Genomic DNA, 14,602 nt, shown 5'->3' on the forward strand with positions numbered 1-14,602 from the left:
CGCGAGCCGGCGCCGAAGGCGCCCAACAAGAAGCACCGCTGCGCTCGCGACTCCGGCCCGCCACCTCACCACCCCCGCGACCCGGGCGAGTTGGGCGCGCTGTGCTCGCGACTTTGGCCCATTGCCTCAGCCCACCCGCGACCAATGCGGGACAGCGTGCCCGCCGTCGCGTGTCCCCGGTGTGTGTGCCGGCCGGCTATGTGTGGCGACGGACCACCTCGACCATGGCTGTGGTTACCGTGGTCAGGTCTTCCGGGGTGATGACGTAGGGCGGCATCGTGTAGACGAGTTTGCCGAAGGGGCGGATCCAGACGCCTTGTTCGACGAAGGCGGGTTGGACGACGGTCATGTCGACGGGGGTGGCGAGTTCGATCACGCCGATGGCGCCGAGGACGCGGACGTCGACTACGCCGGGGAGGTCGCGGGCGGGGGCCAGGCCGGTGCGCAGGCCCTCGGACAGGGCTGTGACGCGTTCGCGCCAGGGGGTGGAGAGCAGGAGGTCCACGCTTGCCGCCGCGATCGCCGCCGCGAGCGGGTTGGCCATGAAGGTCGGGCCGTGCATGAAGGCGCCGCCCTCGCCGCGTGAGATGGTCTCGGCCACCTCGTCGGTGCACAGCGTCGCGGCCATGGTCAGGTAGCCGCCGGTCAGTGCCTTGCCCAGGCACATGATGTCCGGTGCGATTCCCGCGTGTTCGCACGCGAACAGCTCGCCGGTTCGGCCGAAGCCGGTGGCGATCTCGTCGGCGATCAGCAACACCCCGTGGCGCGTGCACAGTTCCCGGATCCGGCGCAGGTACGCGGGGGAGTGGAAGCGCATTCCGCCCGCGCCCTGCACGATCGGCTCCAGGACCACCGCCGCGATGGTCGAGTCGTGTCGCTCCAGCAGGTCCTCGATCGCCGCGGTGTCCTCGGCGCGCAGCGCGGTGTCGAACCCGGCCGGTGGAATCGGCGCGAACAGATGGGTCGGCAGCACCCCGGAGAACAGGTGGTGCATTCCGCCGACCGGATCGCACACCGACATCGCGCCGAACGTGTCGCCGTGATACCCGCCGCGCACGGTGAGCAGCCGGGTGCGCTCGGGTCGCCCGCGCCCTCGCTGGTATTGCAGCGCCATCTTGAGCGCCACCTCGACCGCGACCGAGCCGGAGTCGGCGAAGAAGACCTTGTTCAGCGGCTCGGGCGTGATCTCCACCAGCCGCCGCGCGAGTCGCACGGCCGGCGGGTGGGTCAGGCCGCCGAACATCACGTGCGCCATGGTGTCCACCTGCGCGTGCGCGGCGGCGTTGAGCACGGGGTGGTTGTAGCCGTGGATCGCCGCCCACCACGAGGACATCCCGTCGACCAATTCGCGACCGTCGGCGAGCCGAAGCCGAACCCCGTCGGCACCGACCACCGGGAACAGCGGCGCGTCGCCCTCGGTGCTCGCGTACGGGTGCCAGATGTGTCGCCGGTCGTGGGAAACCAGTTCGTCGCCGTAGGCCGCGTCGTAGTGCTCCATAGGCCAGGCACGCTATCGGAGTGCGGGAGGCGGCTCGGAATGGGCCGCCCCCGCCAGTGCCCCCGACCGCCCCGCCGGGGCGACGCGTGTTCAGATGCCGCTGACCGGCACCGACCCGGCGGCCAGCAGGTTGCGCCGACCCGCCTCGCTCAGCGCGGCGGCCAACTCGTCGTTGCCGGTGTGGATGCCGATCGTGCCCACCGGGGCGGCGAACAGGAGCACCACGCCGTGCGTCTTGGCCGCGTTCAGCCACGCCTCGGGCACCTCGGCCGGGGTCTGCGCCTGCCACCACGCCTCGGTCCGCCCGCCCGCCCCGGGGAAGAGCACTGCGGTCAGGTAGCCGTCGGTCATCTGTACCGACCAGCCGCCCAGCAGCGGCGGGAGGGTCTCGTCCGGCGTGGCGATCGGCGCGAACCCGCGCTCGCCGAGCAGGGACAGGAACTCGTCCTGCGAGCCCGCGGTGCCCGGGCGGGCCACGGCCGCACCGGGCTCGACCACCAGCGCCGCGTAGGTCACGCCCGCGCACACCACCATGCTGCCGGTGATCGAGATCGGCACCGGACCGCCCGGCACCACCGTCTGCACGGCGAGCCCGGGGTTGGCCTGCGCGGCGAGCAGCGGCTCGACCGCGGCCTCGGACACCGGGATCACCTGCGAGGGGATGCAGCGCGTGTGCGCGAACGCGAGTACCGCGGTCTCCTCGGCCAGGTACAACAGCGCGCTGGTCTGCACGGAAGTGGTGTCGCCCTCGCCGCGGCACGAGGCGCACGCGTAGGTCTGGGGACCGGTCTCCCCGGCCACCAGTCGGGCGGCCTCGTCGTCGCCGATCTCGGCGCGGACCTCGGGGCTGACGTCGAGCAAGCGTGACACGGATGGCTCCATCGGTAGGGGTGCGTGCGACAGTGGGGGATCGCCGTCTGCGTTCTCGCGGCGGGACGTTACCGCCTGGTGACGTTGTGTCACCTGGAGAACGCGGGAACGTCACCCCTATGGGGCATATGCGCCCCGGCCGCGCCACGGCCATTCGGGCGACGGCGCCGGAGTGCACGCCCGTGCACGACGGTCGACCCGGAGAAGTCCGGGGCGGATACACGTTCGATGACCGAGAGGTATGAGTATGTCGATGTGATCACGCCATGATCACCGTGCGATCACGGCCGAAAGGCCGCTCGAAATCGGGCGATCAGCTCATCAATTCGGACATATGTGAACGTGGTAATGAGATGAGAATCTCCATAGGTTTCTCATCGGAATAGCTCGGGCAAGTCACGCCCGGTAACAAATGCGGGATACAACTTTTCCGGGTGGATCCGGAAAAGGCGTTCGACCCCGGACGTGCGCCGCTGCCGTGACGTTTTTGCGGCGGCCGTACTCCCGCATCCACAGCCCGCGGCGCCGGTGCCCTCATCACGGCGGTGCTCCGGCCCGGAACCGAAGTCAACGGTTCCGTTCCCCGCGGCCCTAATGACGAGGTATGTGTGTCCAGACTCAGGGCCGAAGGCCTGTACAAGATTTTCGGTCGGCGCGCCGACGAAGCGGTCCGGCGACTTCGCGCCGGCGAAAGCCGTGACGACCTACGCAGGAGCAATGCCACCCCGGCCGTCATCGACGTCTCGTTCGACGTCGCCGAGGGCGAGATCTTCGTGGTGATGGGGCTGTCCGGTTCGGGCAAGTCGACCCTGCTGCGGATGCTCAACGGTCTGCTGGACGCCACCGCCGGCGCCGTCTACATCGACGACCGGGATCTGACCTCGCTGCCCGCCAAGGAACTGCGCGACGTGCGCGCCCGGCGCATCAGCATGGTCTTCCAGCACTTCGCGCTGTTCCCGCATCGCACGGTGCTGGAGAACGCCGGCTATGGGCTGTCCGTACAGGGGGTGCCGGCGGCCGAGCGGGATCGACGAGCTCGCGAGGCACTGGCCCTGGTCGGTCTGGCCGGCTGGGAGGAGTCCGCGCCGGGCGAGTTGTCCGGCGGCATGCAGCAGCGGGTCGGCTTGGCCCGTGCGCTTGCCACGGACGCCGACATCCTGCTGATGGACGAGTCGTTCAGCGCGCTCGACCCGCTGATCCGGCGTGAGATGCAGGACCAACTCCTGGAACTCCAGGAGAAGTTGCACAAGACCATCGTGTTCATCACACACGACCTCAACGAGGCGATGCGGCTCGGCGACCGGATCGCGGTGATGCGCGACGGCCGGGTGGTCCAGATCGGCACCGCCGAGGACATCCTGACCGACCCGGCCAACGACTACGTGGCGTCCTTCGTCGCGGACGTGGACCGCACCCGGGTGCTGACCGCCGGCTCGATCATGGAGGACTCGCGCGCCACGGTGACGTGCGGCGAGGGTCCCCGGGTCGCGATGCGCACGATGCGCGAGGCGCAGACGACGGCGGCCTTCGTGGTGGACTCGCGCGAGAACGGTCGCCGACTGCTCGGCGCGGTCACCGACGTCGCGGTCACCGAGGCCGCGCGGATCGGCGACCGGAGCATCCGGCCCGATCCGGCCCTGGACGTGGTCACGGTGACCCCGCAGACCCCGGTCGCCGAGTTGTTCACCCCGTGCGCGGAGAGCAGGTTGCCGCTCGCGGTGGTGGACGAGGCGATGCGGCTGGTCGGGGTGATTCCCCGGGTGAGCCTGTTGGCCGCGCTCGGCAACGCGGCGCAGAGCGGATCGGGCGACACCGAGGGCGGCACGCTCGGCGTGACCGACACCGGCAGCGTCAAGATGCTGGTGCCCGCGGGGCCGGCGGAGAAGCTGCTGCCCACCGGCGTGGGGGAGCGGTCCGCCCCGACCGGTCCGCACGTTCCGGCCCCGGCCGGCGAGCGGGTCGTGCCCGAGGGCGAGGTGCGCGAGGATGCCTAGGATCCACGTGGGCGACTGGGCGGAGAGCCTGGTCGACTTCATGCGCGACCACTTCGCGTGGTTGTTCGACTTCATTCAGAGTGTGGTGGGCGGTGCGATCACCCATCTCGCCGACTGGCTGACCGACTCGCCGCTGCCGGCCGTGGTCGTGCTGTTCGCGGCGATCGGCTGGGCGGTGCGCGGCCTGCTGTTCGGGCTGCTCGCGGCGGTGGGCTTCCTGCTCATCGACGGCCTGGACATGTGGCAACCGGCGATGTCCACGCTGGCCCTGGTGCTGGTCTCGGCGGCGGTCGCGCTGCTGGTGGCGATCCCGCTGGGCATCCTGACCGCGCGCAGCCGCGCGGTGGGCACCGTGGTCAAGCCGGTGCTGGACTTCATGCAGACGATGCCGGCCTTCGTGTACCTGATCCCGGCGATCACGTTCTTCGGTATCGGTGAGGTACCGGGCGCCGTGGCCACCGTGGTCTTCGCGCTGCCGCCGGGTGTGCGGATGACCGAGCTCGGCATCCGCAGCGTCGACGCGGAGATGGTCGAGGCCGGCGAGGCGTTCGGCACCAGCGAGTGGAGGATCCTCAAGGACATCCAGTTCCCGCTCGCGTTGCCGACCATCATGGCCGGCGTCAACCAGGTCATCATGTTGTCGTTGTCGATGGTGGTCACCGCCGGCATCGTCGGCGCGGGCGGCCTGGGCAGCGAGGTGTTCGGCGCGTTGTCGAACAACAACGTGGGACTGGGTGTCGAGGCCGGTGTCGCGGTGGTCGTGCTCGCGATCTACCTGGACCGTACGGTCAGCGCGGCCGGGCAGCGGGTCGAGGCACGCGCCAAGCGCTCGGCGACCGCGCGTTCGGCCGACGGCTTCACGCCCAAGTGGCTGCTGGACTGGCGTCCGCGCCCGGTCGTCGCGGTCGGCGGCGTGGTCGCGGTCGCGCTCGTCGCGGGCCTGCTGGGCGGCTTCGGCCTCGGCGCGGCGGACAACGGTCGCAAGAAGATCACGGTCGGCTGGATCCCGTGGGAGGAGGACGTCGTGGTCACCAACATGTACAAGCAGTTGTTGGAGAAGCGCGGCTATGACGTCACCTTGAAGCAACTGGACGTGGGTCCGCTGTTCCAGGGCCTCGCGCGCGGCGACATCGACCTCTTCCTGGACGCGTGGTTGCCCACGCTGCACAAGAAGTACATGGACGAGTACGGGTCCAAGCTCGAAGAGATCGGGCAGTGGTACAACAACGTCGACGTGCAACTCGCGGTCCCGAAGAACCTCCCCTACAACTCGGTGGAGGACCTCAAGGGTCACGAGAAGGAGTTCGGCGGTCGGATCGTCGGCATCGAGCCGGGCGCGAACATCATGGACCTGACCGAGAAGAAGCTGATCCCCGAGTACGGGCTCGACTTCGACCTGGTCAAGAGCAGTACGCCCGCGATGATCGCCGAGTTGGACCGGCAGATGACGGCGGGCAAGCCGATCGTGGTGACGATGTGGCGTCCGCACTGGGCGTACACGAAGTACGACATCAAGCCGCTGGCCGACCCGAAGCAGTCCTACGGTGCGCCGGGTTGGATCAGTTCGATCGGTCGCAAGGGCTTCGCGAAGGACTTCCCCGAGGTGAACACCTGGGTGAAGAACCTCAAGCTGGACGACTCGGTGCTCGGGCCGCTCGAGAAGAAGGTCTTCGTCGACTTCGAGGGCAAGCCGAACGCCGCCGCCGAGGGGGTCAAGGCGTACCTGAAGGAGAACCCGGACGTCGAGAAGAAGTTCCTGGCCGACCTGCCGCCCGCGGGCGGGGAGCAGCCGAAGCCGGACCAGGGTGGCGGACAGGGCAAGACGGCACAGCCGCAGTCGTTGCCGGCGCCGACCCGGGAGCCGGCGGGGGCGCGCTGACGGTTCGGGTCGTCGACCAGAGCCGGTGAACCGGTGACGGGGCCGCCGCACGCATGTCGTGCGGCGGCCCCGTCGTCGTCGGTCAGCGGCGGATCTGCCAGTCGGCGTCGGGGGCGATGGGTTGGCACTTGTAGCCCCAGCGCGAGGCGCCGTTCGCGAATGCCTTGAAGAAGGTCTCGGTGGGTTGGCCCAGCGTCAGGCCGGGGGGATCCTCGCCGTTGTGCCGGCTGAGCTGGTAGGCGACGGTGTGGCCGTCGCACATGCCGAGCACCTTGCCCTCGACGGTGCCCGCGAGTTGGGCGTCGTTGGGCACTCCGCCGGTGGGCAGCCGCTCGGACAGCGCGGCGCGTTCGCCCGGGATCTCGGCGCCGGGCGCCAGGTAGCCGTGCACGATGGCGAAGGACAACACCCGCTTGCCGTCCAGGAACAGGTCGCAACCCTGGATCGCGCCGGGCCCCTCCGGAGTCGCGGAGGCGGTCCAGCGAGCGCGCTGTTCGCCGGCCGCCTGCGGGCCGAGCGCGGCGGGTTCGAGCATGCCGCACACGGGCGCGTCGGTGATCGGCTTCGGCTCGCTCGCGGGCTTTATCGCGCCCGGTCGCGGGGTCGTCTTGGAATCGCAGCCGGCCGCCTTGGCCACACCGTTGGCGAGGTCGACGGCCAGATCGGCCAGTCGCTGCCGCTGATCGGGCGGAGCCGGCGCGCCGGCCGGCCCGATCGTACGGGCGCGCACCAGCATCGGCACCGGTTGCTCGACGTTTTGCACCTTGCAGTTCTGCACGAGCCACGCGTCGTCCGCACCGGCCATGCCGTACAGATCGTGGTCCTTGTCACCCAGCGGCGCGGAGCCGGTCGTGGTCAACCCGGGCAACTGCACCCGCTCGGCGCCCGCCATGTTGAACAGATACGCCGAGCCGATGAAGGTTTGCTCGCCGGCGGAGACCCGGCAGCGCAACACCGGGTAGTGCTCCAGCGGGATCTGGTCCGTGCCGGTGAACGCGGGCGCCGCGGGCAGCACGGCGGTCACCGACGCGGTCGGCAGGATCCCCGCGCAGACGGTGGCGGCCACCGGGGTGGTTCCCGAGCCGGTGGGCGTTATCGAGGAGGGCTCGGCGGTCGGCGAACCGGTGCCCGAACAACCGGCCACGAGCAGGCCGGCGGTCGCCAGGCTCGCCACGGATACGGCCGGACGCAGCCTGGAGCGAAGCATGCGGCCCAGGATATCGGGCCGCTCAGTAGCGGTTTCCCTTCACCCACCAGCCGGTCAGCGCGCCCGCCGCGAACGTGCCGAGCAGAACGATCCAGATCGGCGCTTCGAGGGTGGGAATCCAGAACCGGATCGTCGCCGAGTCGGTGTTGGCCAGCACGAACCAGACGGCCAGGACGATGACCGCCGCGATACCGATCGTGCGGTAGGACACGCCGCCGATGTTGCCGCCCGCACCGCCCGATCGAGGGGTCTTTGCCATATCTCGATGCTATTTGCGTGATCGAGTGATCACGCAGAGGCGCGCCGACTTGACCATCTCTTGAAAGTTGCTTGCAGCAACAAAGGACGCTATGGTTGTAGCAAGCAACGAGTGTCGGGGGTGGGAAGCCGCGTCCGGGCGCAGAGCATCCGAGGTAAGCGAAGCAAAGGGGAAGGCATGACCGACGCACCGGCCGCGGAGGTGGCGGCGCAGCCGATGTCGCATCGGCAGATCATGGAGGCCCTGTCCGGGCTGCTCCTGGGCATGTTCGTGGCGATCCTGTCGTCCACCATCGTGTCCAACGCGCTGCCGCGGATCATCTCCGACCTGCACGGCAGCCAGACCTCCTACACCTGGGTGGTCACCGCGACCCTGCTGGCGATGACCGCGACCACCCCGATCTGGGGCAAGCTCGCGGACCTGACCAGCAAGAAGCTGCTGGTCCAGCTCGCACTGGTGATCTACGTCGCGGGTTCCGCGTTGGCCGGCCTCTCGCAGAACACGAGCATGCTGATCGGCTGCCGGGTGATCCAGGGCGTCGGCGTCGGCGGCCTCACCGCCCTCGCGCAGGTGATCATGGCCGCGATGATCTCGCCGCGCGAGCGCGGCCGGTACAGCGGCTACCTCGGTGCCACCTTCGCGCTCGCCACCGTCGGCGGTCCGCTGATCGGTGGCGTCATCGTGGACACTCCGTGGCTGGGTTGGCGCTGGTGCTTCTACGTCGGCGTGCCGTTCGCGGTGGCCGCGATCGTGATCCTGCAAAAGACGCTCAAGCTCCCGGTGGTCAAGCGTGAGGTCACCATCGACTACCTGGGCGCGACGCTGATCAGCGCCGGTGTCTCGGTGCTTTTGGTCTGGGTCTCGCTGGCGGGCAAGAACTACGACTGGATCTCCTGGCAGACCGCGGCCATGGTGCTCGGTTCACTGCTGCTGATCGCGCTGGCGATCCGGGTCGAGGGCCGGGCGAAGGAACCGATCATCCCGCTGTGGTTGTTCAAGGAGCGGACCATCGTGCTCGCCGTGCTCGGCAGCCTCGCGGTGGGTCTGGCGATGATGGGCTCGTCGGTCTTCCTCAGCCAGTACTTCCAGATCGCCCGCGGCAAGTCGCCGACCGTGTCCGGCCTGATGACGCTGCCGATGATCGGCGGCCTGGTGCTCGCCTCGACCGTGGTCGGCAAGCTGATCACCGCGACCGGCTTCTGGAAGCGCTACCTGGTCATGGGCGGTATCTCGCTGACCATCGGCCTGGGCCTGATGAGCACCGCCCGCGCGGACACCAACCTGTGGGTGCTCGGCGTGTACATGTTCCTGCTCGGCATGGGCGTCGGCGCGCTCCAGCAGAACCTGGTGCTCGCGGTGCAGAACGCGGTGCCCATCCACCAGTTGGGCGCGGCCAGTTCGGTCGTCGCGTTCTTCCGCAGCCTGGGCGGCGCGGTCGGCGTCTCGGCGCTGGGTGCGGTGATGGCGACCAAGGTCACCGGCTATCTGTCCGACGCCGGACTCGAGTCCGGCGCGGGTGGCGGCGCCGGCATCCCGAACGTGCACCACCTGCCGGAGCCGGCGCGCGGCATCGTGGAGACCTCGTACGGCCACGCGGTCGGCGACATCTTCCTGTTCGCGGCCCCGTTCGGCCTGCTCGCGCTGATCGCGGTGCTGCTGATCAAGGAGGTCCCGCTGCAGACCGGGCAGGCGGTGGTGGTGGCCAAGGCCGAACCGCAGGCGCCCGCGGCGGGCGCGGAGACTTCCGGGCAGCCGGCGGCCGCGGAGCCGACCGCGGTACGGATCGACAAGGTCGGGGCGCGGACTTCGTAGCCTCCCGGCACACGCCTCGGGGCGGCCCCGAACGGGGCCGCCCCGAGGCGTGTTCGGGGCCCGGTGCGGTACGAGCCGGACCCGGTACCGGCCGGACTCAGTACTGGTAGAACCCGCGCCCGGTCTTCTTGCCGAGCAGTCCCGCGTCGACCATGCGCAGCAGCAGCGGCGGCGAGCTGTACAGCTGCTCCTTGAACTCGTCGTAGAGGCTGTCCGCGACCGCCTTGATCGTGTCCAGACCGATCAGGTCGGTCAGCCGCAGCGGGCCCATCGGGTGCGCGCAGCCGAGCACCATGCCGTTGTCGATGTCCTCCGCCGAGGCGAAGCCGGACTCGAACATCCGGATCGCGGAAAGCAGGTAGGGCACGAGCAGCGAGTTGACCACGAAGCCGGCCCGGTCCTGTGACCGGATCACCGTCTTGCCCAGCACCTCGCCCGCGAACGCCTCCGCGCGGGCGGCCGTCGTCTCGTCGGTGAGCAACGAGGGCACCAGCTCGACCAGCTTCTGCACCGGCACCGGGTTGAAGAAGTGGATGCCGACGACCTGCTGCGGCCGGGCCGTGGCCATGCCGAGTTTCATGATCGGAATCGAGGACGTGTTCGACGCCAGGATCGCGTCCTCGCGCACCACGACCTTGTCCAGCGTGGCGAAGATCTGCGTCTTGAGCTCTTCGAGCTCGGCCACGGCCTCGATCACCATGTCCCGGTCGGCGAAGTCGCCCAGGTCGGTGGTGTAGGTGATCCGGGCCAGTGCCGCGTCCCGATCGGCCTCGGCGAGCTTGCCCGCCTTCACTCCGCGGTCGATCGATTTGGTCACCCGCGCCTGCCCGGCCTCCGCCGCCGCCGCGCTCGTCTCCGCCACCAACACGTCCAGCCCGGCCTTGGCACAGACCTCGATGATCCCGGACCCCATCAGCCCGGCCCCTACCACCCCTACACGCCGTACATCGGACACCACGTACTCCTCGCTCCACTTGCTGCCGTCAGCCTCCTCGGCATCCTCTCAGGTGAGCGTCAGCGGTGGTCGATGCGCCGGACAGGTTGCCCGGTGGGCTTGGCGACCACGTCGAAGTCGCCGTCCGCGCGCAGGGGTGTCCTCCTGGTTCACCCGAGGGAGCGGACGGTGCGTCGGCGTCAGTGCGGTGCCGCGTCCATGTCCGGCAGTGGGTACGGGAACTTGGCGCCGACCGCGCCGTCGACCGTCAGGGTCTGGCCGCTCACGTAGCGGGACAGGTCGCTCGTGAGGAAGAGGAGGGGGCCGGCGATGTCGGCGGGGAGGGCCACGTCGCGCAGGGGCGCGTTGGCGGCGTTCGCGGCGCGGCCCGCTTCGCCGAGGTAGGCCGATACGCGCGGGGTCCAGACCACGCCGGGGGCGACCGCGTTGACCCGGACGCCGGCGGGACCCAGTTCCACCGCGGCCGAGCGGACCAGCGAGATCAGGCCCGCCTTGGCCGCGCCGTAGGCCGCGTGCATCGGGGCGCCGGTCAGGCCGGAGACCGAGGCGACGAAGGTGATCGCGCCGCCGCCGTGCGCGGCCAGGTGCGCGCCGCCCAGTTGCAGGGCGAGCAGCGCGTGCCGCAGCACGATGTCCTGATGCCAGGTCCAGTCCTCGTCGGTGGTGGAGAGCAGGTCGGCGTACCTGCTCATGCCGATGATGTCGACGATCGCGTGCGCCCGGCCCAGCCGCTCGTGGACGTCGGCCCACAACCGGGTCACGTCCGCGCGCGAGCCGGCGTCGCCGGCCCACGCGATGCCGTCGACCTCCGCGGCGATGTCCTTGGCCAGGTCCGGCTCGCGGTCCACCGCGAACACGCGCGCGCCGGCCTGGGCGAGTGCGTGCGCGGTCTGTCGGCCGATGCCCTGGCCTGCGCCGAGCACGACGACGCCGCGTCCGTCGAGCCGGAGCCGGGCCGGGTAGTCGGGCACATCGGAGTCGTCGGTTCGGGTCATGGCGCCGACGCTAGGCAGGACCTGACGCACTGTCAATCATGGTTCGCCAGTTGGCCGGAGGCGAAACTGACGGTCTGTCAATCGCCCTCCCGGCGTGGCAATGTTTGACCAAGGCAATAAAAATCCCGATGGGCGAGAACGAAGGAGTTCGGCATGGGCGAGCACATGGGCCACGGCGTCAAGCAGCGCGATCGGGTCCGGATGACGGACGAGGAAGTGGCCGCGTTCCTGGCCGAGCGGCACTCGATGACGTTGTCCACGCTCAACGCCGACGGCAGCATCCACTCGGTCGGCATGTGGTACGGCTTCCTGGAGGGCGAGGTCGGCCTGGAGAGCAAGGCCCGTGCGCAGAAGGTGCTCAACCTGCGTCGCAATCCGACGGTCACGTGCCTGGTCGAGGCCGGCGAGTACTACGAGGAGTTGCGCGGGGTCTCCCTCGTCGGCAAGGCCGAGGTGGTCGAGCAGCCGGAGCGGATCTGGGAGCTGGGGGTGAGCGTGTTCAGTCGCTATGCGGCGCCGTACACCGAGGAGATGCGCCCGGCCGTGGAGATGATGCTGAACAAGCGCGTGGTGATCAAGGTCGTCCCGGACCGGGTCGTCTCCTGGGACCACCGCAAGCTCGGCCTGCCGTCCACCCGCCCGAGCTGACCGCCGCGCCCGCGTACCGCGTCCCGTCCTCGGGAGCCGGTTCGGATGCGGGTCGTCGACCGCACACCCGGGGTGCGGATCTGGCGACGCCGGATCCAGTCAGGTAGCCTGTCTGCTTACTTGATCGAGACAAGTATTGGTGAGGGAGTACACAGTGCCGATCGGATTCGCCACCGAGCACCAGGCGTTCGCGGAATCGGTCGCCGGTTTCGTCGCTCGCCACGCCTCGATCGAGGCCACCCGCCGGGCCGCCGACGAACTCTCCGCCGGCGCGCTCCCGAATTGCTGGGACGCACTGGTCGGCCAGGGATTGACCGCCGTCCACCTGCCCGAGGAGCACGGCGGCGCCGGCGCGGGTGTACTCGAACTCGCCGTCGCCCTTGAGGAGGCCGGCCGCGGCCTGCTGCCCGGCCCGTACCTGTCCACCGTGTTGACCAGCACCATCCTGGCCCGCTGCGCCGGCCCCGAGGTCGGCAAGGCGCTGCTGCCGCGATTCGCCGAGGGCGCCACCGGCGCGGTCGCCGTCGCGCCGAGCCTGACCGCGCGCCGGACCCCGGTCGGCTGGGAGATCGACGGCGTCGCCGAACCGGTCCTGGGCGCGGTCGGCGCGACCTATCTGCTGCTCGGCGCGCGGATCGACACCGGCCCCGAGCGAGACGAGCAGATCTGGTTCGTGGTCGAGCCCGGCACCATGGAGAGCGTCGAGGTCCTGGCGCTGGATGCGGTCGACCTCGCGCGCGGCGTCGCCCGGGTGCGCACGCACGACCTGGAGATCACCGCGTCCCAGGTGCTGACCGGGATCGACACCGCCAAGGTGGCCGACCTGGCCGCCGTGCTCGCCGCCGCCGAGGCGGTCGGGGTGGCCCGCTGGTGCTTCGAGACCGCGCTCGCCTACGTCAAGATCCGCGAGCAGTTCGGCGTCGCGGTCGGCTCGTTCCAGGCGATCAAGCACAAGGCCGCCACGCTGTTCACCCGCCTGCAACTGGCCACGGCCGCGGCCTGGGACGCGGCCCGGGCCGCCGACGACACCGTCGAGGACGCCGACGAGCAACTGCGCCTGGCCGCCGCCGAGGCCGCCGTGGTCTGCCTGCCGCTCGCCCGCGAGGTCGCCCTCGACTGCATCACCATGCTCGGCGGCATCGGCTTCACCTGGGAACACGACATCCACCTCTACTGGCGCCGCGCGGTCTTCCTGGCCCAGTGGCTGGGCCCGTCGGGCCGGTGGAGCGCACACCTGGGCCGCGCCGCGCTGGAGAGCGTCGACGGCGGCCCCACCCGGCGCTTCGACCTCGAACTCGACGAGGGCGACATCGCCGCCTTCCGGGCCGAGGTGGCCGCGCACCTGGCCCAGGCGAACACCCTTGCCGAGCCCGCCCGTCGCCGGCGCCTGGCCGAACTCGGCTACGTCTCGCCGCACTACCCGAAGCCGTACGGCATCGCCGCGAGCCCGGCCCGACAGGTGGTCATCCAGCAGGAGTTCGCCCGCATCGGGCTGACCCAACCGAGCACGATCATCGGCGAGTTCGCGCTGCCCACGATCATGGCGCACGGTACCGACGCCCAGCGCGACGCCTACGTGCCGGCCACGCTGCGCGGCGAGATCATCTGGTGCCAGCTGTTCAGCGAACCGGGCGCCGGCTCCGACCTGGCGTCGCTGAGCACCCGGGCGACCAAGGTCGACGGCGGCTGGCGGCTGAACGGCCAGAAGGTGTGGAACTCCAAGGCTCACGAGGCCCACTTCGGCATCTGCCTGGCCCGCACCGACCCGGACGCGGCCAAGCACAAGGGCATCACCTACTTCATCGTGGACATGGCCACGCCCGGCATCGACGTGCGCCCGCTCAAGCAGTCCAACGGCCAGTCCGAGTTCAACGAGGTATACCTCGACGACGTGTTCGTGGCCGACGACCAGGTGGTCGGCGAGGTGCACGCGGGCTGGCGGATCGCCCGCACCACGTTGGCCAACGAACGGGTGATGATCGCCGGCGGTCCGGGCATGCAGGCGTTCGGGAAGCTGCTCGACGACATCGGCGCGGCCGGCGCCGTCGCGGACGCCGCGCTCGCGAGTCGGCTGGGCGCCTTCGCGGCGGAGCACTTCGCGCTGCGTGCGCTGACCCTGCGCTCGACGCTCCAGCAGTTGTCCGGGCTCAACCCGGGCGCCGCCTCCAGCGTGCTCAAGCTCGCGGTCACCGAACACCAGCGGGCGGTGGTCACCGCGCGTCTGGACCGGATCGGCGCGGCCGGCACCCACCACGAGGACCTCGGGGGCGAGCTGCTCACCGCCTACCTCTCGCTGCCGGCGGTCCTGCTCGGCGGCGGCACCCGGGAGATCCAGCTCAACGTCGTCGCCGAACGCATCCTGGGCCTGCCCAGAGGCTGATCCGACGGCGCCTTGCCCGCGCTCGTCCCCGGCGAACGGCTTTCCGTCCCGGCAACCGGCGATCGACCACCGGCTGTCAGTGCTTTCCACGGCTACCAGGGAGAC

At 70.2% G+C, this 14,602-nt stretch carries 11 protein-coding genes; 5 read left to right on the forward strand and 6 right to left on the reverse strand.

Annotation, left to right across the window (positions count from 1 at the left end; translation table 11 throughout):
* Positions 1 to 196: 196 nt before the first annotated feature.
* Positions 197 to 1,498 carry an adenosylmethionine--8-amino-7-oxononanoate transaminase gene (gene bioA / locus A3IC_RS0139140; RefSeq protein WP_020555528.1) on the reverse strand — a complete coding sequence of 434 codons (1,302 nt, stop codon included), beginning with the start codon at positions 1,496 to 1,498 and terminating at the stop codon, positions 197 to 199.
* 90 nt (positions 1,499 to 1,588) lie between these two features.
* Positions 1,589 to 2,368 carry a hypothetical protein gene (locus A3IC_RS0139145; RefSeq protein ID WP_026219254.1) on the reverse strand — a complete coding sequence of 260 codons (780 nt, stop codon included), beginning with the start codon at positions 2,366 to 2,368 and terminating at the stop codon, positions 1,589 to 1,591.
* Between the two features lie 608 nt (positions 2,369 to 2,976).
* Here A3IC_RS0139145 and A3IC_RS59130 point away from each other — a divergent pair.
* Positions 2,977 to 4,362, forward strand: a complete 1,386-nt coding sequence (locus A3IC_RS59130; protein WP_020555530.1) for a quaternary amine ABC transporter ATP-binding protein — start codon at positions 2,977 to 2,979, stop codon at positions 4,360 to 4,362.
* Complete coding sequence (locus A3IC_RS59135; protein ID WP_079026976.1) at positions 4,355 to 6,241, forward strand: ABC transporter permease/substrate binding protein; 1,887 nt, start codon at positions 4,355 to 4,357, stop codon at positions 6,239 to 6,241. The genes A3IC_RS59130 and A3IC_RS59135 overlap by 8 nt, the downstream gene beginning before the upstream one ends.
* A gap of 82 nt (positions 6,242 to 6,323) precedes the next feature.
* Here A3IC_RS59135 and A3IC_RS0139160 read toward each other — a convergent pair whose 3' ends face one another.
* Both A3IC_RS0139160 and A3IC_RS0139165 read right to left on the reverse strand, forming a co-directional pair.
* A complete protein-coding gene (locus A3IC_RS0139160; protein WP_026219255.1) occupies positions 6,324 to 7,448 on the reverse strand; it encodes a hypothetical protein in 1,125 nt (374 codons plus the stop codon).
* A gap of 22 nt (positions 7,449 to 7,470) precedes the next feature.
* Positions 7,471 to 7,707 carry a lipopolysaccharide assembly protein LapA domain-containing protein gene (locus tag A3IC_RS0139165; protein ID WP_020555533.1) on the reverse strand — a complete coding sequence of 79 codons (237 nt, stop codon included), beginning with the start codon at positions 7,705 to 7,707 and terminating at the stop codon, positions 7,471 to 7,473.
* Between the two features lie 216 nt (positions 7,708 to 7,923).
* Between A3IC_RS0139165 and A3IC_RS59140 the strand changes: the two genes are divergently transcribed.
* Entirely contained in the window at positions 7,924 to 9,519 is a 1,596-nt protein-coding gene (locus A3IC_RS59140) for an MDR family MFS transporter (RefSeq protein ID WP_106669138.1), read from the forward strand.
* A 97-nt stretch (positions 9,520 to 9,616) separates the two neighbouring features.
* Here A3IC_RS59140 and A3IC_RS0139175 read toward each other — a convergent pair whose 3' ends face one another.
* Both A3IC_RS0139175 and A3IC_RS0139180 read right to left on the reverse strand, forming a co-directional pair.
* Positions 9,617 to 10,474, reverse strand: coding sequence for a 3-hydroxybutyryl-CoA dehydrogenase (locus A3IC_RS0139175; protein WP_026219256.1), 858 nt, complete (start codon positions 10,472 to 10,474; stop codon positions 9,617 to 9,619).
* 179 nt (positions 10,475 to 10,653) lie between these two features.
* Positions 10,654 to 11,469, reverse strand: a complete 816-nt coding sequence (locus A3IC_RS0139180; RefSeq protein ID WP_020555536.1) for an SDR family NAD(P)-dependent oxidoreductase — start codon at positions 11,467 to 11,469, stop codon at positions 10,654 to 10,656.
* A 153-nt stretch (positions 11,470 to 11,622) separates the two neighbouring features.
* On the opposite strand from A3IC_RS0139180, the gene A3IC_RS0139185 reads away from it, so the two are divergent.
* Together A3IC_RS0139185 and A3IC_RS0139190 are read left to right on the forward strand one after the other, a co-directional pair.
* Positions 11,623 to 12,117 (forward strand): pyridoxamine 5'-phosphate oxidase family protein, encoded by a 495-nt coding sequence (locus A3IC_RS0139185; RefSeq protein ID WP_020555537.1) that lies wholly within the window; start codon positions 11,623 to 11,625, stop codon positions 12,115 to 12,117.
* 154 nt (positions 12,118 to 12,271) lie between these two features.
* The gene (locus A3IC_RS0139190; protein WP_020555538.1) at positions 12,272 to 14,497 is read left to right on the forward strand and encodes an acyl-CoA dehydrogenase family protein; all 2,226 of its coding nucleotides are present in this window, start codon (positions 12,272 to 12,274) and stop codon (positions 14,495 to 14,497) included.
* The last annotated feature ends 105 nt before the right edge of the window (positions 14,498 to 14,602 follow it).

The sequence above is a fragment of the Embleya scabrispora DSM 41855 genome (assembly GCF_000372745.1).
GTDB lineage: Bacteria > Actinomycetota > Actinomycetes > Streptomycetales > Streptomycetaceae > Embleya > Embleya scabrispora.

Excerpts from the sequence above, each read along its gene's own strand:
- A3IC_RS0139185 (WP_020555537.1), top strand. The coding sequence starts at position 11,623 with ATGGGCGAGCACATGGGCCACGGCGTCAAGCAGCGCGATCGGGTCCGG.
- A3IC_RS59140 (WP_106669138.1), top strand. The coding sequence starts at position 7,924 with ATGTCGCATCGGCAGATCATGGAGGCCCTGTCCGGGCTGCTCCTGGGC.
- A3IC_RS0139165 (WP_020555533.1), bottom strand. The coding sequence starts at position 7,707 with ATGGCAAAGACCCCTCGATCGGGCGGTGCGGGCGGCAACATCGGCGGC.
- A3IC_RS0139160 (WP_026219255.1), bottom strand. The coding sequence starts at position 7,448 with ATGCTTCGCTCCAGGCTGCGTCCGGCCGTATCCGTGGCGAGCCTGGCG.
- A3IC_RS0139180 (WP_020555536.1), bottom strand. The coding sequence starts at position 11,469 with ATGACCCGAACCGACGACTCCGATGTGCCCGACTACCCGGCCCGGCTC.
- A3IC_RS59135 (WP_079026976.1), top strand. The coding sequence starts at position 4,355 with ATGCCTAGGATCCACGTGGGCGACTGGGCGGAGAGCCTGGTCGACTTC.
- bioA (WP_020555528.1), bottom strand. The coding sequence starts at position 1,498 with ATGGAGCACTACGACGCGGCCTACGGCGACGAACTGGTTTCCCACGAC.